At 73.0% G+C, this 22,573-nt stretch carries 20 protein-coding genes; 11 read left to right on the top strand and 9 right to left on the bottom strand.

What is annotated here, in order from left to right:
- Positions 1 to 8 precede the first annotated feature (8 nt).
- The 6 genes from ACFZBX_RS00925 (at position 9) to ACFZBX_RS00900 (ending at position 8,629) form a co-directional block, all read left to right on the top strand.
- Entirely contained in the window at positions 9 to 1,676 is a 1,668-nt protein-coding gene (locus ACFZBX_RS00925) for an NADH-quinone oxidoreductase subunit M (protein WP_391530572.1), read from the top strand.
- On the top strand, positions 1,673 to 3,307 hold the full coding sequence (nuoN, locus tag ACFZBX_RS00920; RefSeq protein WP_391530570.1) for an NADH-quinone oxidoreductase subunit NuoN: 1,635 nt from the start codon (positions 1,673 to 1,675) through the stop codon (positions 3,305 to 3,307). The genes ACFZBX_RS00925 and nuoN overlap by 4 nt, the downstream gene beginning before the upstream one ends.
- 258 nt (positions 3,308 to 3,565) lie before the next feature.
- On the top strand, positions 3,566 to 4,576 hold the full coding sequence (locus tag ACFZBX_RS00915) for a polyprenyl synthetase family protein (protein WP_391530569.1): 1,011 nt from the start codon (positions 3,566 to 3,568) through the stop codon (positions 4,574 to 4,576).
- A gap of 127 nt (positions 4,577 to 4,703) precedes the next feature.
- Complete coding sequence (locus ACFZBX_RS00910) at positions 4,704 to 5,366, top strand: LuxR C-terminal-related transcriptional regulator (RefSeq protein ID WP_391530568.1); 663 nt, start codon at positions 4,704 to 4,706, stop codon at positions 5,364 to 5,366.
- A 234-nt stretch (positions 5,367 to 5,600) separates the two neighbouring features.
- A complete protein-coding gene (locus ACFZBX_RS00905) occupies positions 5,601 to 7,580 on the top strand; it encodes a 2-oxoacid:acceptor oxidoreductase subunit alpha (protein ID WP_391530567.1) in 1,980 nt (659 codons plus the stop codon).
- Positions 7,577 to 8,629 carry a 2-oxoacid:ferredoxin oxidoreductase subunit beta gene (locus ACFZBX_RS00900; protein ID WP_391530566.1) on the top strand — a complete coding sequence of 351 codons (1,053 nt, stop codon included), beginning with the start codon at positions 7,577 to 7,579 and terminating at the stop codon, positions 8,627 to 8,629. Before ACFZBX_RS00905 ends, ACFZBX_RS00900 begins: the two co-directional genes overlap by 4 nt.
- 73 nt (positions 8,630 to 8,702) lie before the next feature.
- Here ACFZBX_RS00900 and ACFZBX_RS00895 read toward each other — a convergent pair whose 3' ends face one another.
- Positions 8,703 to 9,086 (bottom strand): VOC family protein, encoded by a 384-nt coding sequence (locus ACFZBX_RS00895; protein WP_391530564.1) that lies wholly within the window; start codon positions 9,084 to 9,086, stop codon positions 8,703 to 8,705.
- A gap of 103 nt (positions 9,087 to 9,189) precedes the next feature.
- Positions 9,190 to 9,390 (bottom strand): DUF6011 domain-containing protein, encoded by a 201-nt coding sequence (locus ACFZBX_RS00890; protein WP_391530562.1) that lies wholly within the window; start codon positions 9,388 to 9,390, stop codon positions 9,190 to 9,192.
- A 44-nt stretch (positions 9,391 to 9,434) separates the two neighbouring features.
- Between ACFZBX_RS00890 and ACFZBX_RS00885 the strand changes: the two genes are divergently transcribed.
- A complete protein-coding gene (locus ACFZBX_RS00885) occupies positions 9,435 to 10,214 on the top strand; it encodes a TetR/AcrR family transcriptional regulator C-terminal domain-containing protein (protein WP_391530560.1) in 780 nt (259 codons plus the stop codon).
- A gap of 2 nt (positions 10,215 to 10,216) precedes the next feature.
- Here the strand turns inward: ACFZBX_RS00885 and ACFZBX_RS00880 are convergent, their stop codons facing one another.
- Positions 10,217 to 10,624 carry a winged helix-turn-helix transcriptional regulator gene (locus tag ACFZBX_RS00880; RefSeq protein ID WP_391531028.1) on the bottom strand — a complete coding sequence of 136 codons (408 nt, stop codon included), beginning with the start codon at positions 10,622 to 10,624 and terminating at the stop codon, positions 10,217 to 10,219.
- A 115-nt stretch (positions 10,625 to 10,739) separates the two neighbouring features.
- Between ACFZBX_RS00880 and ACFZBX_RS00875 the strand changes: the two genes are divergently transcribed.
- Together ACFZBX_RS00875 and rarD are read left to right on the top strand one after the other, a co-directional pair.
- The gene (locus ACFZBX_RS00875; protein WP_391530558.1) at positions 10,740 to 11,591 is read left to right on the top strand and encodes an SDR family oxidoreductase; all 852 of its coding nucleotides are present in this window, start codon (positions 10,740 to 10,742) and stop codon (positions 11,589 to 11,591) included.
- 158 nt (positions 11,592 to 11,749) lie between these two features.
- Entirely contained in the window at positions 11,750 to 12,739 is a 990-nt protein-coding gene (rarD, locus tag ACFZBX_RS00870; protein ID WP_391530556.1) for an EamA family transporter RarD, read from the top strand.
- Here rarD and ACFZBX_RS00865 read toward each other — a convergent pair.
- Genes ACFZBX_RS00865 through ACFZBX_RS00855 form a run of 3 tightly spaced genes read right to left on the bottom strand, consistent with a single transcriptional unit; the run spans position 12,729 to position 15,920 of the window.
- Positions 12,729 to 13,625, bottom strand: a complete 897-nt coding sequence (locus ACFZBX_RS00865; RefSeq protein WP_391530555.1) for an ABC transporter permease — start codon at positions 13,623 to 13,625, stop codon at positions 12,729 to 12,731. The two genes, rarD and ACFZBX_RS00865, sit on opposite strands and share 11 nt — an antisense overlap.
- The gene (locus ACFZBX_RS00860; protein ID WP_391530553.1) at positions 13,612 to 14,595 is read right to left on the bottom strand and encodes an ABC transporter ATP-binding protein; all 984 of its coding nucleotides are present in this window, start codon (positions 14,593 to 14,595) and stop codon (positions 13,612 to 13,614) included. The genes ACFZBX_RS00865 and ACFZBX_RS00860 overlap by 14 nt, the downstream gene beginning before the upstream one ends.
- 56 nt (positions 14,596 to 14,651) lie before the next feature.
- Positions 14,652 to 15,920, bottom strand: a complete 1,269-nt coding sequence (locus tag ACFZBX_RS00855) for an outer membrane lipoprotein carrier protein LolA (RefSeq protein WP_391530552.1) — start codon at positions 15,918 to 15,920, stop codon at positions 14,652 to 14,654.
- A 188-nt stretch (positions 15,921 to 16,108) separates the two neighbouring features.
- On the opposite strand from ACFZBX_RS00855, the gene ACFZBX_RS00850 reads away from it, so the two are divergent.
- Positions 16,109 to 18,697: a bifunctional FO biosynthesis protein CofGH gene (locus ACFZBX_RS00850; RefSeq protein WP_391530551.1), complete on the top strand. Its 2,589-nt coding sequence runs from the start codon at positions 16,109 to 16,111 to the stop codon at positions 18,695 to 18,697.
- A gap of 166 nt (positions 18,698 to 18,863) precedes the next feature.
- Positions 18,864 to 19,979 (top strand): ADP-ribosylglycohydrolase family protein, encoded by a 1,116-nt coding sequence (locus tag ACFZBX_RS00845; RefSeq protein WP_380763602.1) that lies wholly within the window; start codon positions 18,864 to 18,866, stop codon positions 19,977 to 19,979.
- 117 nt (positions 19,980 to 20,096) lie between these two features.
- Here ACFZBX_RS00845 and ACFZBX_RS00840 read toward each other — a convergent pair whose 3' ends face one another.
- From ACFZBX_RS00840 to ACFZBX_RS00830, 3 genes are all read right to left on the bottom strand, one after another.
- Positions 20,097 to 20,306, bottom strand: a complete 210-nt coding sequence (locus ACFZBX_RS00840) for a DUF397 domain-containing protein (protein ID WP_391530549.1) — start codon at positions 20,304 to 20,306, stop codon at positions 20,097 to 20,099.
- Positions 20,303 to 21,166, bottom strand: a complete 864-nt coding sequence (locus ACFZBX_RS00835) for a helix-turn-helix domain-containing protein (protein WP_391530548.1) — start codon at positions 21,164 to 21,166, stop codon at positions 20,303 to 20,305. The genes ACFZBX_RS00840 and ACFZBX_RS00835 overlap by 4 nt, the downstream gene beginning before the upstream one ends.
- Positions 21,167 to 21,733: 567 nt before the next feature.
- The gene (locus tag ACFZBX_RS00830; RefSeq protein ID WP_391530546.1) at positions 21,734 to 22,489 is read right to left on the bottom strand and encodes a GPP34 family phosphoprotein; all 756 of its coding nucleotides are present in this window, start codon (positions 22,487 to 22,489) and stop codon (positions 21,734 to 21,736) included.
- Between the last annotated feature and the right edge of the window lie 84 nt (positions 22,490 to 22,573).

Below are 22,573 nucleotides of genomic sequence, written 5' to 3'. Positions count from 1 at the left end.
GCCGAGGCATGAGTGTCCTCCTCACCGCCACCTGCGCGGTTCCGGCGGCCGGCGCGGTGGTGACCGCCGCCCTGCCGGCCGGGACCACCGAGAGCCGGCGGCGGACCGCCAAGACGGTGGCGCTGGTCTTCTCCGCCGTCACCCTGGCCCTGGCCGGCACGGCCGCCGTGCGGTTCGACCCGGACGGCGCGCGCTACCAGCTGACCGAGTCCTACAGCTGGATCCGCTCCTTCGGCATCACCTTCTCGCTCGGCGTGGACGGCATCGGTGCCGTCCTCGCCCTGCTCACCGCCGTCCTGGTGCCGGTCGTGCTGCTCGCCTCCTGGCGCGACGCCGACCCGGTCCGGCCCGCGCCCGCCGCCGAAGGGGCCGCCGACCGCGACACCTTCGAGGCGCGGCGCCGCACCCAGGGCTTCTTCGCCCTGGTCCTGGCGGTGGAGGCGATGGTGATCGTCTCCTTCTACGCCACCGACGTCTTCGTCTTCTACGTCTTCTTCGAAGCCATGCTGATCCCGATGTACTTCCTCATCGGCGGCTTCGGCGACCGGGCGGGCGGTCCCGAATCCGCCCGCCAGCGCTCCTACGCGGCGGTCAAGTTCCTGCTCTACAACCTGCTCGGCGGCCTGGTCATGCTGGCCGCCGTGATCGGCCTGTACGTGATCGCGCAGGACCAGGGCCTGGCCACCTTCGACCTGCAGACGCTGACCGGCGCGGTCGCCGACGGCCGACTGGAGTTCAGCGGCGCCGCCGAGAAGGCGCTGTTCCTCGGCTTCTTCTTCGCCTTCGCGGTCAAGGCCCCGCTCTGGCCGCTGCACACCTGGCTGCCGAACGCGATGGGCGAGGCCACCGCCGGCACCGCCGTGCTGATCACCGCGGTGGTCGACAAGGTCGGCACCTTCGCGATGCTCCGCTTCTGCATCGGGCTGTTCCCGGACGCCTCGAAGACCTTCGCCCCGGCGATCCTGGTCCTCTCGGTGATCGGGATCATCTACGGTGCCCTGCTGGCGATCGGCCAGAAGGACATCAAGCGGCTGGTCGCCTACGCCTCGATCTCGCACTTCGGCTTCATCATCATGGGCATCTTCGCGCTGACCAGCCAGGGCCAGAGCGGAGCCACCCTCTACATGGTCAACCACGGCATCTCCACCGCCGCGTGGATGCTGGTGGCCGGCTTCCTGATCTCCCGCCGCGGCTCCCGGCTGATCGCCGACTACGGCGGCGTGCAGAAGGTCGCCCCGGTACTCGCCGGCACCTTCCTGATCGGCGGCCTGGCCACCCTGTCGCTGCCCGGGCTGGCGCCCTTCGTCAGTGAGTTCCTCGTCCTGGTCGGCACCTTCACCCGGTACCCCGCGATCGGCATCGTCGCCACCTTCGGCATCGTGCTCGCCGCGCTGTACGCCCTGCTGCTCTACCAGCGCACCATGACCGGCCCGGTCAAGGAGGGCGTCGGCGGCATTCCGGACCTCAAGGCCCGCGAACTCGCCGTGGTGGCGCCGCTGGTGGCGCTCACCGTACTGCTCGGCGTCTACCCCAAGCCGCTCACCGACCTGGTCAACCCCTCGGTGAACGCGACCCTCTCGCAGGTCCACCAGACCGACCCGGCACCGGCCCACCCGGTCGCCGACCACGGAACCGCCCAGGACGGGACCGCCCGCTCAGGAGGTGAGCACAAGTGAGCACCGGATGGCTCGCCGCCGCCGGCGGCGGCACCCAGAGCATTCCCGCACCGCACATCGAGTACGGCCAACTCTCGCCGATGCTGGTGGTGTTCGGCGCCGCCGTGACCGGCATCCTGCTGGAGGCCTTCCTGCCCCGGCGGGCGCGGCACTGGGCCCAGGTGGTGACCGCGCTGACCGGCCTGGCCGGCGCCTTCGTCGCCGTCCTGGTGCTCGCCGCCCAGGGCTACGGCACCACCAAGGTCGACGCGATCGCGATGGGCTCGATCGCCCTGGACGGCCCGGCGCTGTTCCTCCAGGGCGTCATCCTGCTGGTCTCGGTGGTCGCGGTGCTGACCTACGCCGAGCGCCGGCTGGAGCCCAAGGCCGGGGGAGCGCCGGCCGACGCGTTCGCCGCCCAGGCCTCCGCCACGCCCGGCGGCGAGCAGGAGCGCGGGGCGATCCGGGCCGGTTTCGCCACCAGTGAGGTCTTCCCGCTCACCATGTTCGCGGTCGGCGGCATGCTGCTGTTCCCCGCCGCCAACGATCTGCTGACCATGTTCGTGGCGCTGGAGGTCTTCTCCCTCCCGCTCTACCTGCTCTGCGCGCTGGCCCGGCGCCGCCGGCTGCTCTCCCAGGAGGCGGCGGTCAAGTACTTCCTGCTCGGCGCCTTCGCCTCGGCCTTCTTCCTGTTCGGCACCGCGCTGCTGTACGGCTTCGCGGGCACCGTGCGGCTCGGCGAGATCGCCGACGTCGTCTCCGGCAACGCGCTGCCGACCCCGGCGCTGGTCTCCTCGACCCAGAACGACGCGCTGCTGCTGGTGGGCCTGGCGATGCTCTCGGTCGGCCTGCTCTTCAAGGTCGGCGCGGTGCCGTTCCACTCCTGGACCCCGGACGTCTACCAGGGCGCGCCGACCCCGGTCACCGGCTTCATGGCGGCGGCGACCAAGGTGGCCGCGTTCGGCGCCGTGCTGCGGCTGTTCTACGTGGCCTTCCCGGCGCTGCGGCTGGACTGGCGACCGGTGCTCTGGGGTGTGGCGATCCTCACCATGGTGGTCGGCGCGGTCCTCGCCGTCACCCAGCAGGACGTCAAGCGGCTGCTCGCCTACTCCTCGATCGCGCACGCCGGGTTCATCCTCACCGGCGTGATCGCCAGCAACCGGCAGGGCGTCGGCTCGGTGCTGTTCTACCTGCTGGCGTACTCCTTCGTGACGCTCGGCGCGTTCGCCGTGGTCACCCTGGTGCGCGACTCCAAGGGCGAGGCCACCCACCTCTCCAGCTGGGCCGGCCTGGGCCGGCGCTCCCCGCTGGTCGCGGCGGTGTTCGCGCTCTTCCTGCTGGCCTTCGCGGGCATCCCGCTGACCTCCGGGTTCACCGGCAAGTTCGCGGTGTTCCAGGCCGCGGCGGCCGGCGGGGCCACCCCGCTGGTGATCGTGGGCGTGCTCAGCTCGGCGGTGGCGGCGTTCTTCTACATCCGGGTCATCGTGCTGATGTTCTTCTCCGACCCGCAGCCGGGCGGCCCGACCGTCGCCATCCCGAGCGCCTTCACGGCGACCGCGATCGGCGTGGGCGTCCTGGTCACGGTGGGCCTCGGGCTGCTGCCGCAGTACTTCCTGGACCTCGCCTCGAAGGCCGTGTTCTTCGTCGGCTGACCATCCGCACACGGCCCGGCCGGCCGCCCCGCCGAGAGGTCGGGGCCGGCCGCTCCCACGACCGTCCGGGTCGCGCCCCCGCGCGCGGCCCGGACCTGGCGTTCGGGCATCCGTGCTGGCCAGCGGGGACGCCCTGGCATGACAGAGCCGCACGCCCGTGCAGTGATCCACTCGCGACCGGATACCCTGCCTGTATGGCCAGCGGCGGCACTCAGGGACCGGGCCGCTAGATCGACCAGGGACAGAGGAGTGGTCTTCGTGACCGTCGTGGGACCCTTTGGGCTCAGCGTGCAGGACCGCGATCTGACCCGCGACGTCCAGGCCGGGATGGACGCGGTGGAGATCGCGCTCACCGACGCCGTGAAGAGTGACGTCCCGTTCATCACCGTCACGGCCAGCCATCTGATGGAGGCCGGCGGCAAGCGCTTCCGCCCGCTGCTGGTGCTGCTCGCCGCCCAGTTCGGCGACGCCGGCGCGGCCGGGGTGATCCCGGCGGCCGTGGTCGTCGAGCTGACCCACCTCGCCACGCTGTACCACGACGACGTCATGGACGAGGCCCCGGTGCGGCGCGGCGCCCCCAGCGCCAACTCGCGGTGGGACAACTCGGTCGCCATCCTGACCGGCGACTTCCTCTTCTCCCGCGCCTCCCAGGTGCTCGCCGACCTCGGCCCGGAGGCCGTCCGGCTGCAGGCCGACGCGTTCGAGCGGCTGGTCACCGGCCAGATCCTGGAGACCGCCGGCCCCGGCCCGGAGGACGACCCGCTCGACCACTACCTGAACGTGCTGGCCGGCAAGACCGGCTCGCTGATCGCCGTCTCCTGCCGGATAGGAGCGCTGGCCGCGGGCGCCGAGCCGTGGGTGATCGACATCCTGAGCGCCTTCGGCGAGCGGATCGGCATCGCCTTCCAGTTGGCCGACGACGTGCTGGACATCGCCAGCGACGGCGAGGAGTCCGGCAAGACCCCCGGCACCGACCTGCGCGAGGGCGTGGAGACGCTGCCGACCCTGCTGCTGCGCCAGATGCCCGCCGACCCGGCCGACCCGGCCGACGCCCGGCTGCGCGAACTGCTCCGCAAGGACCTCTCCGACGACGAACTGCACGCCGAGGCGCTGCTGCTGCTGCGCCGCCACCCGGCGCTGGAGCACGCCCGCCGGGAGACCCTGCGGCACGCCGAGGAGGCCCGCGCGCTGCTGGACCCGCTCCCGGGCGGCCCGGCCAAGGACGCGCTCCAGGCGCTCTGCGACTCGGTGGCCATCCGCACCATGTGACGGCCCGGCGGCCCCGCCCGGAGCGGGCGGGGCGAATCGCCGCCCGTGGTCCCGAGGGGCGCGCGGATGGGGGAGACTGACACCCGTCAGCACCGTGTCCGCACCTCCGCCCACCCGGAAGGCCGCCATGCTTCGCGTCGTCATCGCCGAGGACTCCGTACTGCTGCGGGAGGGCCTGACCAGGCTGCTCACCGACCGCGGCCTGGAGGTCGTGGCCGGCGTCGCGGACGGCGAGGCGCTGATCAAGACCATCCACGACCTGGCCGCCGACGGCGCGCTGCCCGATGTGGTGGTCTCCGACGTGCGGATGCCCCCCACCCACACCGACGAGGGCCTGCGGGCCTGCGTCACCCTGCGCGGCCGCTACCCGGAGCTCGGCGTGCTGGTGCTCTCGCAGTTCGTCGAGGAGCGCTACGCCTCCGAACTACTGGCCGGCTCCACCCGGGGCGTCGGCTACCTGCTGAAGGACCGGGTCGCCGAGGTCCGCGAGTTCGTGGACGCGGTGGTCCGGGTCGCCGAGGGCGGCACCGCGCTGGACCCGGAGGTCGTCCAGCAGCTGCTGAGCCGCAGCCGCAAGGGCGATGTGCTGGCCGGGCTGACCCCGCGCGAGCGCGAGGTGCTGGGGCTGATGGCGGAGGGCCGGACCAACACCGCGGTGGCCAAGCAGCTGGTGGTCTCCGAGGGCGCGGTGGAGAAGCACGTCAGCAACATCTTCCTGAAGCTGGGGCTCGCGCAGAGCCCCGGGGACCACCGCCGGGTCCTCGCGGTGCTCACTTATCTGAATTCCTGACCGGCTCGCCGAAGCCCCCTTCGAAGAGGGTGTTCGCACTCGAACCGAACCGTCCATCCGCGGGTCCAAACCGGTCGTTCGCGGCGTTTTTCGAGGGCGCGGCGGTGATTTTCCGCCGCATCGGGGAGTTCCGTCCAAGGCAATCCTTACCCGCATAGGATGCGAGAGGTGCACCAGGCGGACGGGGCACACGGCTCACGCCCGCGGCTGGTGCCCACGAGGAGGTCCGCGGCAGTGACCAGTCAGGTCGATCAGTCAGAAGCAGTGGACGGCTCGGACGGCGACGAGGGCCGCTCCGGGCCCGGCGGGGGCCGCTCCGGCCCTGCCGTGCCGGTCGGTCCACAGCAGCGGGGCGCCAAGCCGATCCGCAGGCTGGACCGGGTGATCATCAGGTTCGCCGGGGACTCCGGCGACGGCATGCAGCTCACCGGGGACCGCTTCACCTCGGAGACGGCGTCCTTCGGCAACGACCTCTCCACCCTGCCCAACTTCCCGGCCGAGATCCGCGCCCCCGCCGGAACGCTGCCGGGCGTCTCGTCCTTCCAGCTCCACTTCGCCGACCACGACATCCTGACCCCGGGGGACGCGCCCAACGTCCTGGTGGCGATGAACCCGGCCGCCCTCAAGGCCAACCTCCCCGACCTGCCGCGCGGCGCGGAGATCATCGTCAACACCGACGAGTTCACCAAGCGCGCGCTGGCCAAGGTCGGCTACGCCGCGGACCCGCTGGCGGACGGCTCGCTGCAGGCCTACCACCTGCACAAGGTGCCGCTCACCACGCTGACCCTGGAGGCGCTCAAGGACAGCGGGCTGGCCCGCAAGGACGCCGAGCGGGCCAAGAACATGTTCGCGCTGGGCCTGCTCTCCTGGATGTACCACCGCCCGACCCGCGGCACCGAGTCCTTCCTGCGCACCAAGTTCGCCAAGAAGCCGCTGATCGCCGAGGCCAACATCAACGCCTTCCGGGCCGGCTGGAACTTCGGCGAGACCACCGAGTCCTTCGCGGTGTCCTACGAGGTGCCACCGGCCAAGCTGCCGCCGGGCCGCTACCGCAACATCTCCGGCAACCTCGCGCTCTCCTACGGCCTGATCGCCGCCGCCCGCCGCTCCGGACTGCCGCTCTACCTGGGCTCCTACCCGATCACCCCGGCCTCCGACATCCTGCACGAGCTCAGCCGGCACAAGAACTTCGGCGTGCGCACCTTCCAGGCCGAGGACGAGATCGCCGGCATCGGCGCGGCGCTCGGCGCGGCCTTCGGCGGCGCGCTCGGCGTCACCACCACCTCCGGCCCCGGCGTGGCGCTCAAGAGCGAGACCATCGGCCTGGCCGTCTCGCTCGAACTCCCGCTGCTGGTGGTGGACATCCAGCGCGGCGGCCCCTCCACCGGCCTGCCGACCAAGACCGAGCAGGCCGACCTGCTCCAGGCGATGTTCGGCCGCAACGGCGAGGCCCCGGTGCCGATCGTGGCCCCGGCCACCCCGGCCGAGTGCTTCGACGCGGCGCTCGAGGCGGCCCGCATCGCGGTCACCTACCGCACCCCGGTCTTCCTGCTCTCGGACGGCTACCTGGCCAACGGCTCGGAGCCCTGGCGGATCCCGGCGGTCGACGAACTGCCCGCGATCGACCCGGACTTCGCCACCGACCCGAACCGCGAGGACGGCTCCTACTGGCCGTACCTGCGCGACCCGCAGACGCTGGCCCGCCCCTGGGCGCTGCCCGGCACGCCCGGCCTGGAGCACCGGATCGGCGGCATCGAGAAGCAGGACGGCACCGGCAACATCTCCTACGACCCGGCCAACCACGACTTCATGGTCCGCACCCGGCAGGCCAAGGTGGACGGCATCACCGTGCCCGACACCGAGGTCGACGACCCCTCCGGCGAGGCCAGGGTCCTGGTGCTCGGCTGGGGCTCGACGTACGGCCCGATCACCGCCGCGGTCCGCCGGGTCCGGGCCGACGGCGGCGAGATCGCCCAGGCCCACCTGCGCAACCTCAACCCCTTCCCGGCCAACCTCGGGACGGTGCTGCGCAGTTACGACAAGGTCATCGTGCCCGAGATGAACCTGGGCCAGCTGGCGCTGCTGCTGCGCGCCAAGTACCTGGTGGACGCGGAGTCCTACAACCAGGTGCGCGGACTTCCCTTCAAGGCCGCGCAGTTGGCGGACGTGCTGTGGGCGGCGATCGGCACCCTGGACGAGGAGGACAACCGATGAGCGAGCGCTTCCCCTCGTTGCGGCTGGTGCCGAAGGCCGAGTCGCCGCAGAGTGCCAAGGAGTTCAAGACCGACCAGGAGGTGCGCTGGTGTCCCGGCTGCGGTGACTACGCGATCCTGGCCGCGGTGCAGGCGTTCATGCCGGAGTTGGGGATCAGACGGGAGAACACCGTCTTCGTCTCCGGCATCGGCTGCTCCTCCCGGTTCCCGTACTACATGAACACCTACGGGGTGCACTCCATCCACGGCCGCGCCCCGGCGATCGCCACCGGCCTGGCGACCTCGCGGCGGGACCTCAGCGTCTGGGTGGTCACCGGGGACGGCGACGCGCTGTCGATCGGCGGAAACCACTTGATCCACGCGCTGCGCCGCAATGTGAACCTGAAGATCCTGCTGTTCAACAACCGCATCTACGGTCTGACCAAGGGCCAGTACTCGCCGACCAGCGAGCTCGGGAAGATCACCAAGTCCACGCCGATGGGCTCGCTGGACGCGCCGTTCAACCCGCTCTCGCTGGCCATCGGCGCGGAGGCCACCTTCGTCGCCCGGACCATCGACTCCGACCGCCGGCACCTCCAGGAGGTGCTGCGGGCGGCGGCCGAGCACGAGGGCACCGCGCTGGTGGAGATCTACCAGAACTGCAACATCTTCAACGACGGCGCCTTCGAGGTGCTGAAGGAGGCCGGGACCCGGGACGAGGCGCTGATCCGGCTGGAGCACGGGCAGCCGGTCCGTTTCGGCGCGGACCGCGCCCGGGGCGTCTTCCGCGGCGCCGACGGCGAGCTGTTCGTCGACGACGTCACCACGGAGAACGAGTCGGCCGTCCTGGTCCACGACGCCCGCGCGGCCGGGCCGTCCACCGCGTTCGCGCTCTCCCGGATCGCCGACGCGGACACCCTGCACCACACCCCGATCGGCGTGCTGCGCGACGTCCGCAGGCCGGTGTACGACGAGCTGATGGCCGACCAGTTGGCCACCGCCGCCACCGACCGCGGCGAGGGCGACCTGGCCGCGCTGATCGCGGGCGGCGACACCTGGACGGTCGACTGAGCCCGTCCGGTGCGACGAAAGCGCGGCGCCCGCGGCCCTTCCCGGCCGGGGGCGCCGCCTGTTCTCCGTGCCGCTACCGCTGCTCGGCCCACTCCACCAGCTGGACCACGACCCCGTTCGGGTCGGTGACCTGGAAGAGCGTCTCGCCCCACGGCTCCGCGCGCAGCGCCATGGTGATCTTCACGCCGGCCGCCCGCAGGCGCGCCTCCTCGGCGGCGACGTCGTCGACCACGAAGGCCAGGATCAGCCCGGCGGCGACCTCGTCGCGGAAGCCCTCCGGCAGGACCTCGATCCCGCGCTTCAGGAAGACCACGTTCACCCCGGCGCTCGGGTGCCCCAGGGAGACGAAGCCGTCCGCGGACATCTGCTCGGCGAAGCCGAAGTGCTCCCGCAGGAACGACGCGGACGCCTCGACGTCCTCGACGGTGAGCGAGACGGCGGAGGAGTTGATCTGCATGTTCGGTGAACCTCTCGTCGGCGGTTATCCCGTACGAAGTACACTATACATAGTACGGAGAATCTGGGGGCAGTGATCTCGGTCACACGACGGGGTCGCGTTCTCAGTCCAGGCCGGGGAGCGGGTCCTGGTCGACGTCGTGGCGGGCCACCCGCTCGGCCGGGTCGCGGCACTCGGGGCCCAGCCGGAGGATGCGCGACTCCGGGTCGTGCAGCGGGCGGTGGCAGCGGCGGCAGGTCACCCGGGGGCGGACGGCCTCGCGGGTGTCGGTGCCCGGCAGCGGGTCGGGGTCGGCGGCGTTCACGGTCCCGACCGTACCGGCGGGCGCGACGTGAAAGGATCGGCTCCATGGCCAATGACCGCAGCAGTGCCGGGGATCCGGCGCGCACGCTCGCGCTGCTCTGGGGCCTGTCGGCGCAGGAGAAGCCCGGCCGGCGCGGGCCCCGGCAGGCGAAGTCCCCGACGGAGATCGCCGCCGCCGCGATCCGGATCGCGGACGCCGAGGGGGTGGACGCGGTGACCATGCGCCGGGTCGCCCAGGAGCTCGGGTTCTCGCCGATGGCGCTCTACACCTATGTGCCCGGCAAGGCCGAGCTGCTCGACCTGATGCTGGACACCGTCTACGCGGCGATGCCCCGCAGCGCCCCCGGCGGTGACGGCTGGCGGGCCCGGGTGGCGGCCGTCGCCGACGACAACCGCGCCCTGCACCGCGCCCACCCGTGGACGGTGGCGGTCTCCACCAGCCGTCCGCCGCTGGGGCCGGGCCTGATGGCCAAGTACGAGTACGAGCTGCGCGCCCTGGAGGGCACCGGGCTGCCGGACGTCGAGCTGGACGCCGCGCTCACCCATCTGCTGGGCTTCGTGGAGACCTGCGCCCGGATGGCGGCGGACGAGCGCGCCGCCCGCCAGGAGAGCGCGATGACCGACGCCCAGTGGTGGGCCGCCAACGCCGAACTGCTCGCCCGGGTCTTCGACGCCGAGCGCCACCCCGTCGCGGCCCGGGTCGGCGCCGCCGCCGGCGAGGCGCACGGCGGCGCGTACGACCCGGACCACGCCTACGCCTTCGGCCTGGCCCGGGTGCTGGACGGCCTGGCCGCCCTCATCGAGCGGCACCGGGACCAGGGGTAGGCCTACCGCCCCCGGGAGTCGTACTCGTCGCGGGCGGCCATGACGACGGGGACGCGCTCCTCGGTCCAGTGCGCCAGTTCGGCGACCAGCCGGGCGGCCTCCCGGCCGAGCGGGGTGAGGCTGTAGTCGACCCGGGGCGGGATGACCGGGTGGGCCTCGCGCAGTACGAAGCCGTCGCGCTCCAGGGTCTGCAGGGTCTGGGCGAGCATCTTCTCGCTCACCCCGGTGATCCGTCGGCGCAGTTCGCTGAAGCGGTAGCCGCGCTCGTGCAGCGCGCCCAGCACCAGCACGCCCCAGCGGCTGGTGACGTGTTCCAGCACGCCCCGGGACGGGCACATCCGGTCGAAGACGTCGGGCGGCGGCAGTGGGCCGACCGGGGCGCCGGGGGCCGCCCCGGGCGCGGTGTTCATTACCTGCATGTCAGTACCCTACTTTGAAGTGCGTACTTTCGAAAGGTTAGTGCCACCCCTAGGGTGAGTTCCGAAGCAGGAAGTTCAACGGACAACCACCCCAGGGAGCAGCACCATGTACGTCGTCACCGGAGCCACCGGACAGCTCGGCCGCCTCGTCGTCGAGGGCCTGCTGGCCAAGGTCCCCGCGAGCGAGGTGGCCGTGGTCGTCCGCTCCGCCGAGAAGGCTGCCGACCTCGCCGAGCGCGGCGTGGCCGTCCGGGTGGCCGATTACAGCCGCCCGGAGAGCCTGGCGGGCGTCTTCGCCGCCGGCGACAGGGTGCTGCTCGTCTCGGGCAGCGAGATCGGCAGCCGGGTGCCGCAGCACACCGCCGTGGTCGCGGCGGCGCGCGCCGCCGGGGTCGCCCTGCTCGCGTACACCAGTGCCCCGGGTGTGGCCACCTTCAAGCTGGCCGACGAGCACAAGGCCACCGAGGCCGTCATCCGCGAGTCCGGGCTGCCCTTCGCTTTGCTCCGCAACGGCTGGTACACCGAGAACTACCTGGGCGACGCGGCCGGCACGGTCGAGCGCGGCGCGGTGGTCGGCAGCGCCGGCCAGGACGGCCGGATCGCCACCGCCCCGCGCCGGGACTACGCCGACGCGGCGGTGGCCGTGCTCACCGGCGAGGGTCACGAGGGCGCGGTGTACGAGCTGAGCGGCGACGCCGCCTGGACCCTGCCGGAGCTGGCCGCCGAGCTGGCCCTGGCCTCCGGCAGGCCGGTCGCGTTCCACCCGGTCACGCCGGAGGAGCACCTGCGGATCCTGGTCGGCGCCGGCCTGCCGGAGGGCTTCGCGGAGATCCTGGTCGACGTCGACGCCGGCATCGCGCGCGGCGAGCTGGCCGGCACCCCGGGCGACCTGGCCCGGCTGATCGGCCGCCCGACCGTCCCGCTGGCGCAGAGCGTGAAGGCCGCGCTGGGTGCCTGACCCCCGGTCCCCGGTACCGCCCGCGGCACCCGCCGCGGGCGGTGGCGCGCGCTCCCGCCCGGCAATGTCATGACCAAAAACCGAATACGGAGATGACAGTCGCCGCCGTGCCCGCTACCGTCGGCTCGACACTCGCGCGCGCGGAGGGCAGACGGTCCATGCCAGAGATAACCCAGCGGGAGGCCGGACGCGGCCTCTGGTACGGCTTCGCGGCCTACGGCATATGGGGCCTGTTCCCGCTCTTCTGGCCGCTGCTGGAGCCCGGCGCCGCCGACGACATCCTGGCCAACCGGATGGTCTGGTCGCTGGTCGCGGTCGTCCTGCTGCTGATCGCCCAGCGGCACTGGGGCTGGATCCGCCCTCTGCTGCGCCAGCCCCGCCGACTCGCCATGCTGGGCGCCGCCGCCACCGTGATCTCGGTCAACTGGGGCGTCTACATTTGGGGCGTCAACGCCGGGCACGTGGTGGAGACCAGCCTCGGCTACTTCATCAACCCGCTGGTCACCATCGCCTTCGGCGTGCTGGTGCTCAAGGAGCGGCTGCGCGCCGCCCAGTGGGTGGCGGTGGGCATCGGCGCCGTCGCGGTCGCGGTGCTGACCGTCGGCTACGGGCGGCTGCCGTGGATCGCGCTGACCCTGGCCCTGTCCTTCGCGACCTACGGGCTGCTGAAGAAGACGGTCGGGCTGAGCGGGCTGGAGAGCCTGGCCGCAGAGACCGCCTTCCTGTTCCCCTTCGCCCTCGGCTACCTGGTCTACCTGGAGGTCACCGGCCGCGGCACCTTCGGGCACACGGTGGCCGGCGAGTACGGCTGGGGGCACTCCGGGCTGCTGCTGCTCAGCGGCGTGATCACCGCCGTTCCGCTGCTGCTCTTCGGCGCCTCCGCCGTCCGGGTGCCGCTGAGCATGCTCGGCCTGCTCCAGTACCTGGCGCCGGTGTTCCAGTTCCTGATCGGCATCGCGGTCTTCCACGAGTCGATGCCGCCCGCCCGCTGGGCCGGCTTCGCCCTGGTGTGGGCGGCGCTCGCGGTGCTCACCTGGGACGCGCTGCGCCGGCTGCGGACCGACCGGGCGGCCGTCCGGGCCCGGACGGCCGCCGCTGCCGGCGCGGTTCCCGGCGTCGGCGCGGACGCGGTGCCGGTCAGGCGGTGATGTCCCGCGAGGTGAACCGGGCCCAGGCCGCCGAGCCGAACACCGCCACGTAGGCGGCCTGCAGCCCGAGGTTCTTCAGCACCCCGTCCCAGTACATCGGCTCCCGCAGCAGGTCGCCGAAGGTGAGCCAGTGGTGGGTGAAGAGGAACGGCTGGATCGCGTGCAGCTGCGGGAAGCTGTCCAGGATCTGCACCGTGATCACCAGGCCGACGGTGGCCGCCATCGCCGCGATGCCGCTGCCGGTGAGCGTCGAGACGAACAGCCCGATCGCGACCAGCCCGGCCAGCGAGGCGGCCACCACCGCGGCCACCAGCACCGCCCGCAGCAGCGCCTGGCCCAGGCCGATGGTCTCGCCGGAGATCAGCGTGACGTCCCCGACCGGGAACAGCGCCGTTCCGGCGATCACCGCCGCCACCGCGACGGTCGCCGTCGCCGCCAGGCAGAACACCAGCCCGGCGGTGAACTTGGCGGCCAGCAGCCTGGTCCGCCCGGCCGGTGCCACCAGCAGGTAGCGCAGCGTGCCGGTGGCCGACTCGCCCGCCACCGAGTCCCCGGCGACCACACCGACCGTCATCGGCAGGAAGACCGGCAGCGCCACCGCGAGCGCCGTGAACACCAGGAACAGACCGTTCTGGGTGACCTGGGCGATGAACGCCGGGCCCTCGCCGCCGCGCGGCCCGTCCGTCTCGATCCGGACCACCACGCCGATCAGCACCGGCAGCACCGCCAGGATGCCCAGCAGCACGATCGTCCGCATCCGGCGGAAGGTCAGCAGCAGCTCGTTGCGGAACAGCGCCAGGAAGCCGGCCGCGGTCTGCGGCCGCCGCCCGTGCGCCGTTTCCGCGCCGGCCGCCGCGACCGCCGGCACCGCCTCAGCCCGCGACATCGAAGCCCTCCCCGGTCAGCGCCACGAAGGCGTCCTCCAATGTGCCCCGCTCCACGCCGAAGCCGTGCACCCGGACGTCCGCCGCGACCAGCGCCGCGACCAGCCCGGGCAGGGCCTCCTCGGCCAGCGCGCCGACGTCGCCGTCCACCCGGCCGTCGCCGATCCGCACCTCGGTGACCTTGTGGGCGAGCAGCACCTCGCCGGCCCGGTGGGTGTCCGGGGTCCGCACCACCAGCCGGCCCCGGGCCCGGGCGGCCAGTTCGGCGACGGTGCCCTGCACCACCAGCCGGCCGCGCGACATCACCGCGGCGTGGCTGCAGACCTGCTCGATCTCGTCCAGCAGGTGCGAGGAGAGGAAGACCGTGGTGCCCTCGGCCGCGACCTCCCGGACCAGCGCCCGGATCTCCCGCATGCCCTGCGGGTCCAGGCCGTTGGTGGGCTCGTCCAGGACGAGCAGTTCGCGCGGCTGGAGCAGTGCCGAGGCCAGGCCGAGCCGCTGCTTCATGCCCAGCGAGTAGGCCCTGGCCTTCTTGCCGGCCGCGGCTGCCAGGCCGACCCGGTCCAGCGCCTCGGCGACCCGGCGCTGCCGGGTGCGCGGGTCGGAGGTGGGGTCGGCGGCGTCGAACCGGGCCAGGTTGTCCCGGCCGGAGAGGAAGCCGTACAGCGCCGGCCCCTCGATCAGCGCGCCCACCCGGGGCAGCACCGAGGCCACCGACCGCGGCATCGGCTCGCCGAGCACCGTCGCCACCCCGGCGCTGGGGGCGATCAGGCCCATCAGCATCCGGATGGTGGTGGTCTTGCCGGAGCCGTTGGGGCCGAGGAAGCCGAAGACCGAGCCCCGGGGGACGGTCAGGTCCAGCCCGTCCACGGCGAGCTGGCCGCCGCGGAAGCGCTTGGTCAGACCCCTGGTCCTGATCACGTCGTCGGAGGTACGGGAGGGCGAAGCGGCACCGGGGGCCGGGCGCGCCACCGCGCCCGGCCCCCCGGCCGGCTCCGTAACGTCCCCCGTGACGGGAGCCTGGGCCACTACTTCACCCCGGCCGCACTCTGCAGCACCGGCAGGGTCACCGCGCCCGCGAAGACCCGGCCGTCGTCGGTGACCAGCACATTGACCACCTTGGTGCTGATCAGCGAGCCGCCGGCGACCGGCTTGCCCAGCGACTTGGCCAGCGCCAGCGGGTTCTGCGACGTGCCGGCGCCGGCGCCCGGGCCGTGGTGGCCGCGCGGGCCCTTGCCCTCGGCCGGGACGAACACGTCGCCGGCGGGCAGCTTCACCGAGAGCACGGTCGTCCAGCCCTCGCCGATCACGTTCAGGCCCTCGGCGGCCGCCCTGGCCTCCTCCGGCGTCACCTCGCCGCGCGGTGCCCCGGACGCCTTCTGCTCGGTCACCTTGGCGCCCTTGGGCACGGTGAACTCGAAGGTCTTGGCACCCGGCCGGGCGAACGAGACCTGGGTGAAGTGGACGTCCAGCACGGTGGCGCCGTCCGTGCCCTTGACCACGACCGACAGCGGCACCCCGTTGTCGGCGGCCACCGCGATCCGCACCTCGCCGATCGTCGAGCCGGGTTGGCTGGGCTTCACGCTCAGCCGGTAGGCCTTCTGCCCGGCCACGGTCGCGGTGCCGTCCACGGTGACGGCGGTGGACCCGGCGCTCGCGGTCAGGAACTGCCGGGCCGCCTCCTGTGGGGTGGCCGGCACGCCGGTCAGCGGCGCCCCGCCCCGGTGGCCGTCCGCCGCCGCGTCCGGCCGGGCGCCGGTCAGGTGCACGGCCTCGTTGGTGCTGCTGTCCCAGGCCCAGACCTGGTCGCCGTTGCGGATCAGCTCGTACCCGGACAGCTTCTCCAGCAGGCCGATCCGCTGGCGCTCCGGCCCGTCCACCGCGACCCGCAGGGTGTGCTCGCCGCCGAGCAGGCCGGTCAGCTTCGACCCGGGCGCGGCGCCCGAGGGCCCGTCCCCGCCGCCGGGCGCCGCCCCGCCGCCCGACAGCCCGCCGGCCGCGGCGCCCAGCAGCTGCCCCGGCACGCCGAGGTCGGTCGAGACCGACACCGTGCCGGAGAGCGTCTGGGCCTCCGAGCCGAGCACCTTCGCGACCAGTTGCTCCGCCGTCAGCGCGGGCAGCTCCGGCGGCGAGGAGTCCGCCAGCGCCGGCACCAGCCCCACCCCGGCGGCGATCGCCGCGGTCACCGCCAGGGGCACGGCCACCCGCACCAGGGTGCGCCGCCGCGACCGGTAGGGAGCCTCGTCCTGCCACTCGTCCGCCGGGCCGCCGCCCGCGGTCGCCCTCTCGTCCGTCATGGTTCCAACCCCTCCGTCAGTCAACGACCGTCCCTGGGTATCCATTAGACGGTCCCGGGACGCCCGCGTCATCGCCCCGCAGGGTGGGTTCGGGGTCGGTCTCCCGGCGCAGCCGACCCTGAGTCCTCCTCAGGGTCGGCTCCTCCGAACGCACGAGGAGGGTACGTGGACTGGCGTAGGGTCGCGGCATGGACGCAACCAACACCCCGACCGCCAACGCGATGCGGCGCGCCCTGCGCCGCGCCCGGGACGGCGTCGCGCTGGACGTGACCGAGGCGGCGGTACTGCTCCGGGCGAGAGGGGACGACCTGCGCGACCTCTGCGCGAGCGCCGCCCGGGTCCGCGACGCCGGTCTCGACGCGGCCGGCCGGCCCGGCGTCATCACCTACTCCAAGAGCGTGTTCATCCCGCTCACCCGGCTCTGCCGGGACAAGTGCCACTACTGCACCTTCGTCACCGTTCCCGGCAAACTGCGCCGCGAGGGACACGGGATGTTCATGTCCCCGGACGAGGTGCTGGAGGTCGCCCGCCGGGGCGCGGAACTCGGCTGCAAGGAAGCGCTCATCACGCTCGGGGACAAGCCCGAGGACCGCTGGCCGGAGGCCCGCGAGTGGCTGGACGCGCACGGGTACGACGACACCATCGCGTACGTCCGCGCCATGTCGATCCGCATCCTGGAGGAGACCGGGCTGCTCCCGCACCTCAACCCCGGGGTGCTGAGCTGGACGGACTTCCAGCGGCTCAAGCCGGTCTCCGCCTCGATGGGCATGATGCTGGAGACCACCGCCACCCGGCTGTGGAGCGAGCCCGGCGGCCCGCACTACGGCTCGCCCGACAAGGAGCCCGCCGTCCGGCTGCGGGTGCTGGAGGACGCCGGCCGCAGCTCGGTGCCGTTCACCAGCGGTCTGCTGATCGGCATCGGCGAGACCCACGAGGAGCGCGCCGAGTCGCTGTTCGCGCTGCGCAAGGTCTCCCGGGCCTACCACGGCGTCCAGGAGCTGATCCTGCAGAACTTCCGCGCCAAGCCGGACACCGCGATGCGCGGCATGCCGGACGCGGAACTGGACGAGCTGGTCGCCACCGTCGCGGTGGCCCGGCACATCATGGGCCCGTCCGCCTGCCTCCAGGCGCCGCCGAACCTGGTGGACGGCGAGTACGAGCGGCTGATCGCGGCCGGCATCGACGACTGGGGCGGGGTCTCCCCGCTGACCCCCGACCACGTCAATCCCGAACGCCCCTGGCCGCAGATCGAGAGGCTGGCCGAGCGCTCGGCCGCGGCCGGCTTCGAGCTGCGCGAGCGGCTCGCCGTCTACCCTGAGTACGTCCGCCACGGCGAGCCCTGGCTGGACCCGCGGGTGCTGCCGCACGTCCGGGCGCTCGCCGACCCGGAGACCGGCCTGGCCCGGCCCGACGCGGTGGTCACCGGACACCCCTGGCAGGAGCCGGAGGACCTGCCGGCCTCCTACGGCCGCACCGATCTGCACAGCACCATCGACACCGAGGGCCGGACCGGCGACCGGCGGGCCGACTTCGAGGACGTCTACGGCGACTGGGAGGTGCTGCGCGAGCAGGCGGCCTCGGCCGTCCCCGGCCCGGCCGGCGCGCCGGAGCGGCTGGACGCCGAGGTCCGGGCCGCCCTGGCGGTGGCCGCCGACGACCCGGTCCGGCTGACCGACGAGCAGGCGCTGGCGCTGTTCCAGGCGGACGGCCCGGCGCTGGACGCGCTCTGCCGGATCGCCGACGCGGTGCGCCGGGACGCGGTCGGCGACGAGGTCACCTACTGCGTCACCCGGAACATCAACTTCACCAACGTCTGCTACACCGGCTGCCGGTTCTGCGCCTTCGCCCAGCGCCGCACCGACGCGGACGCCTACAGCCTCTCGCTGGAGCAGGTCGCCGACCGGGCCGCGCAGGCCTGGGAGGTCGGCGCCACCGAGGTCTGCATGCAGGGCGGCATCCACCCGGACCTGCCCGGCACCGCCTACTTCGACATCGCGCGCGCGGTGAAGGAGCGGGTGCCCGGCATCCATGTGCACGCCTTCTCGCCGATGGAGGTGGTCAACGGCGCGACCCGGACCGGGATGTCGATCCGGGACTGGCTGCGGCGCGCCCAGGAGTCCGGCCTGGACTCCATCCCCGGCACCGCCGCCGAGATCCTCGACGACGAGGTCCGCTGGGTGCTCACCAAGGGCAAGCTGCCGGCCGCGACCTGGGTGGAGGTCGTCACCACCGCGCACGAGCTGGGCATCCGCTCCTCGTCCACGATGATGTACGGGCACGTGGACACGCCCAGGCACTGGGTGGGCCACCTGCGGCTGCTCGCCGGGATCCAGCAGCGCACCGGCGGCTTCACCGAGTTCGTGACGCTGCCGTTCATCCACACCAACGCCCCCGTCTACCTGGCCGGGATCGCCCGGCCGGGCCCGACCGCGCGGGACAACCGGGCGGTGGTCGCGATGGCCCGGCTGCTGCTCCACCCGCACATCCGCAACATCCAGACCAGCTGGGTGAAGCTGGGCGCGGAGGGCGCCGCCGAGATGCTCCGCTCGGGCGCCAACGACCTGGGCGGCACGCTGATGGAGGAGACCATCTCGCGGATGGCCGGGTCGGCGTACGGGAGCTACAAGTCGGTCCGGGAGCTGCGGGCGATCGCCGAGGCGGCCGGGCGTCCGCACCGCCAGCGCACCACCACCTACGGCGAGGTGCCGGCCGAACGGCTCGCCGCCGCGCTGGCCTCGGACGGGCATCTGCCGGAGCTGCTGCCGCTGGTGGAGTGAGCGGGCAAAACCCGGGGCGCCCGAAGGACGGCGGAACATCCGGTGGCGATCCGGTGGAGCGGGAACCCTGCCGTGCCGTTCGGGCATTCGAATACAGTGCGAGGGCGCGCGACCGGCCGTGCGTCGCGCGACCCTGCCCGAACCCGGACGAAAGGCGCCCGTCGTGATGCCACTGTGGTCACGCGCCCAGCAGCAGGACTTCCGCAGCCGGGTGCGGGGGTGCCTGCTGGGCGGGGCGGTCGGGGACGCGCTCGGCGCGGGCGTGGAGTTCGAGTCGCTGGAGAAGATCCGCGCCGCGCACGGCCCGCTCGGCGTCACCGGGTACGTCCCCGCGTACGGGCGGCTCGGCGCCGTCACCGACGACACGCAGATGGTGCTGTTCACCCTCGACGGGCTGATCCGCGCGCACATCCGCCGGGACACCGGGAGTTGGCACCCGCCCACCGACGTCCACCGCGCCTATCTGCGCTGGGCCGCCACCCAGCGGGACTGGGGCCCGGACGAGCGGCGCGCCGACCTCGGCTGGCTGGGCCGCGAGGAGTGGCTGTACGCCCAGCGCGCGCCGGGCCAGGCCTGTCTGTCCGGCCTCTCCGGTCCGGACGCCGAGCGGCTCGGCACTCTGGAGACGCCGAAGAACCCGCACTCCAAGGGCTGCGGCACGGTGATGCGGGCGGCGCCGTTCGGGCTGCTGACCACCTGGGAGCCGGGCCTGGTGTTCCAGCTGGCGGTGGAGTGCTCGGTGCTGACCCACGGTCACCCCACCGGCTACCTCTCGGCCGGCGCGCTGGCGGTGATCGTCCAGACCGCGGCCCGCGGCGGCACCCTGGAGGAGGGGGTGCACCTGGCGCTCGCGCTGCTCTCCGAGCGGCCGGCGCACGAGGAGACCACGGCGGCGCTGCGGGCGGCGCTGGACGCGGTGCGGGCGGGGGAGCCGTCCGCCGAGCGGGTCGAGGCGCTGGGGGAGGGCTGGGTCGCCGAGGAGGCGCTGGCGATCGGGGTGTACTGCGCGCTGGTCGCGCACGACGTCCGCTCCGGGCTGCTGCTGGCGGTGAACCACTCGGGGGACAGCGACTCCACCGGCGCGATCTGCGGGAACCTGCTGGGGGTGCTGCACGGCGACACCGCGCTGCCGCCCGGTCTGGTGGCGGGTCTCGAAGGGCGCGGGGCACTGCTGGAACTGGCGGACGACTTCGTCCTGGAGCTGATGCACGGGCCCGAGCTGCACAGCGCCGACAGCGCGGAGGGCGCGGCCTGGGCGGCCCGCTACCCGGTGCTCGGCTGAGACTCTGTTGACGTGGGCATGCCCATGGGCGCGAAGATGCCCGTAGCGGTGGCCGCCGCCCGGAAAGGGCGGTGGACACCGCTACGGGCACCTGGCCGAGAAGCGGTACGGAGCGGATCAGAACCCGCCGAACACCCCGGTGCCCGCGTCGGCGGCGAACGCGTTCCAGGCTTCGGCGGAGAAGCGCAGTTGCGGACCCTGTGGGTCCTTGGAGTCGCGGACCGCCACCAGGTCGGCGGCCGGCACGCGGATCTCCACACAGGCGCCGTTGCCGCCGCTGTGACTGCTCTTGCGCCAGCTCGTCCCGTTCTCGAAGGTGGTGCTCATCCGTGGTATCCCTCTTCAATGTCGGCTATCAGTGTCCGGGTCTCGGCCACCCCGAGCGCGGCTGCCCGCAGGTGGTCGTAGAGACTGGTATAGCGGCGCACGTCGGCCTCTTTCTCCAGGTAGAGATCGCTCGTCACCCCTTCGAAGTAGACAACTGTGGAATCGGCTGACTCGGGGAACTCCAGCAGGGAGAATGTCCCGGTCATACCGGGGTGGGCGCCGTGCGAGAACGGGATGACCTGGATGGTGATGTTGGGGCGCTGACTCAGCTCCAGCATGTGCTTCAGCTGGTGGGCCATCACCTCCTTGCTCCCGACCTCCCGGCGGAGCACCGCCTCGTCTATCACGGTCCACAGGCTGCCGAGCTGGCTGTCGCCGTTGACCCGGTCCTGACGCTTCATCCGGACCTGGACGCGGCGCTGGACGGCGAGCGCGTCGGTGTCCGGCTGGGTGCCCTCGACCACGGCCTGCGCGTACTGCTCGGTCTGCAGCAGCCCGGGCACGAAGGAGGACTCGTAGGCGCGGATCGAGGAGGCCTCGGCCTCCAGGCCGATGTACACGCTGTAGGGCGTGGGCATGTCGTTGAAGTCGTGCCACCAGCCGCGCTGCCGGGACTCCCGGGCCATCTCCATCAGGCTGGCCCGCATCGCCTCGTCGGCGACGTTGTAGACGTCGCAGAGGTCCCGGACGTCCCGCTGGCTGATGCTGCGGCGGCCGTTCTCCAGTCGGCTGATCTTGGACTGGGAGACCATCAGCCGGCCGGCCACCTCCTCCGCGGTCATCCCGGCCTGGTCGCGGAGCCTGCGCAGTTCCGCGCCGAGGCGGCGCCGGCGCACCGTGGGATTGATGTTCGCGGACACGTCGGCCTCCGGTCGGACCTCTGGTGATCGTCGGAACGGAAGTCCTCGGAACACGGTGGAAATCTGGATCAACCCCCTGATGGTGAGCAGCATGTCACCCCGGATCAGGTCGGCGCCGGGAAATCACGGGAGCGCAGTAGAACAGATCATCGGAAAAGCGCTTCGGTGAGACAGCGAGCGCCCCCGAGTGGTAGAGGCGCCACGATTCTGTCCGGTGGTGGTGCGGCGGTGTGACGGATGTGGTGCGAGTGCGGCCCCGGGACCGCGCAGGTGCTGGTGGCACGTGCGGGGGCGGTATGCGGCCGGGGGTCCGGGTGGGGCCGGACCGGCTGGGGGACGGCGGAGGGGCGGTCGCCCGGCGACTTCCGTCGCGGGCGACCGCCCCTTCTCACTGCCGGGTGCTGCCGGTTGCTCGGCGCCGCCGTAGGGCGCGAGCAGTGTGGTGTGCGCTGCTGTGCGCGCCGGTCCGCGCCCGGCGTACGGGAGTGCTTCGTCCGGCCCGTCGGCCCCGGAGCCCCGGGGTCCCGCGCGCCGCGCGGTCCCGTCGGCCGCGGGGCCGCGGAGCCGTCAGCGGACTCCGACGCGGGACGCCGCGACCCGTCCGCCGCCGCTGCCGCGCCCGGCCGCCGCGCGCTGTCCGGCCCGACCGCCCGCGCCCGGCGCGGCCGGTCCGGCCTGGGCGGAACGGTTCTGCTGGCTCGGCAGGCCGTTCTGCACATCCATCACGGCGTGCGCGACCATCCCGCCCAGCGGGTCGTACCGGATCAGGTCGCGCAGCCGGGAGCGCGAGGAACGGCCCTCGTTGCCCGGGTAGAGGTGCTTGCCCAGCCCGACCGAGTGCGCCAGCGCGGCGAGCGCCGCCGTCCGCGGGTCCGGCGGCACGCCGGTGCGGATCGCGGTGTCCAGCCGTTGCTTGATCGCGGCGTTGGTGCAGTCGTCCGACGCCTGGTAGCGCGTCGTCGGCAGCACCCCGCACACCTGGCCGGGCACGGCGGTGACCATGCCGCACCGCTCCAGGTGCGCCAGGTAGGTCTGCCGCAGCCCCAGCCGGGGCCCGCCGATCCAGTGCGCCGCGCGAACCGGGCTGCCGCGTCGTCGCAGCAGTTCCAGCGCGTGGTCGAGTGTCGGGTCGCCCGTCGGCCGTGGCAGCACCACGGCGATCCGGTCGCCCTCCGGAATGATCCGTCCGGCCAGGGACAGCTCGACGAGCTGCGCCCCGGCGAGTCCGAGGTCGAGGGTCTGCGGCTGCGCGGTGGTACCCGTGGCCGGGTCCAAAGCGAGCAGCAAGAGCTCCTCGGGAACAGTTCTGCGGCTCTTGCCCATCCAAGCCTCCCCGCGTGGATGGGAAACAGCGTGACGCCTCTCACACGGGCTTGTCGAGTACGCCTCCGAATCGTGACCTTGCGA

Source organism: Kitasatospora sp. NPDC008115, assembly GCF_042957205.1.
Classification (GTDB): Bacteria; Actinomycetota; Actinomycetes; order Streptomycetales; family Streptomycetaceae; genus Kitasatospora.
This window is presented reverse-complemented; position numbering and strand designations above follow the sequence as displayed.

What these genes read in the sequence shown, in the direction of transcription:
- ACFZBX_RS00910 (WP_391530568.1), top strand. Translation starts at nt 4,704, where the DNA reads ATGCTTCGCGTCGTCATCGCCGAGGACTCCGTACTGCTGCGGGAGGGC.
- rarD (WP_391530556.1), top strand. Translation starts at nt 11,750, where the DNA reads ATGCCAGAGATAACCCAGCGGGAGGCCGGACGCGGCCTCTGGTACGGC.
- ACFZBX_RS00925 (WP_391530572.1), top strand. Translation starts at nt 9, where the DNA reads ATGAGTGTCCTCCTCACCGCCACCTGCGCGGTTCCGGCGGCCGGCGCG.
- ACFZBX_RS00875 (WP_391530558.1), top strand. Translation starts at nt 10,740, where the DNA reads ATGTACGTCGTCACCGGAGCCACCGGACAGCTCGGCCGCCTCGTCGTC.
- ACFZBX_RS00840 (WP_391530549.1), bottom strand. Translation starts at nt 20,306, where the DNA reads ATGAGCACCACCTTCGAGAACGGGACGAGCTGGCGCAAGAGCAGTCAC.
- ACFZBX_RS00885 (WP_391530560.1), top strand. Translation starts at nt 9,435, where the DNA reads ATGGCCAATGACCGCAGCAGTGCCGGGGATCCGGCGCGCACGCTCGCG.
- ACFZBX_RS00830 (WP_391530546.1), bottom strand. Translation starts at nt 22,489, where the DNA reads ATGGGCAAGAGCCGCAGAACTGTTCCCGAGGAGCTCTTGCTGCTCGCT.
- ACFZBX_RS00850 (WP_391530551.1), top strand. Translation starts at nt 16,109, where the DNA reads ATGGACGCAACCAACACCCCGACCGCCAACGCGATGCGGCGCGCCCTG.
- ACFZBX_RS00880 (WP_391531028.1), bottom strand. Translation starts at nt 10,624, where the DNA reads ATGAACACCGCGCCCGGGGCGGCCCCCGGCGCCCCGGTCGGCCCACTG.
- ACFZBX_RS00900 (WP_391530566.1), top strand. Translation starts at nt 7,577, where the DNA reads ATGAGCGAGCGCTTCCCCTCGTTGCGGCTGGTGCCGAAGGCCGAGTCG.
- ACFZBX_RS00865 (WP_391530555.1), bottom strand. Translation starts at nt 13,625, where the DNA reads ATGTCGCGGGCTGAGGCGGTGCCGGCGGTCGCGGCGGCCGGCGCGGAA.
- ACFZBX_RS00855 (WP_391530552.1), bottom strand. Translation starts at nt 15,920, where the DNA reads ATGACGGACGAGAGGGCGACCGCGGGCGGCGGCCCGGCGGACGAGTGG.
- ACFZBX_RS00895 (WP_391530564.1), bottom strand. Translation starts at nt 9,086, where the DNA reads ATGCAGATCAACTCCTCCGCCGTCTCGCTCACCGTCGAGGACGTCGAG.
- ACFZBX_RS00845 (WP_380763602.1), top strand. Translation starts at nt 18,864, where the DNA reads ATGCCACTGTGGTCACGCGCCCAGCAGCAGGACTTCCGCAGCCGGGTG.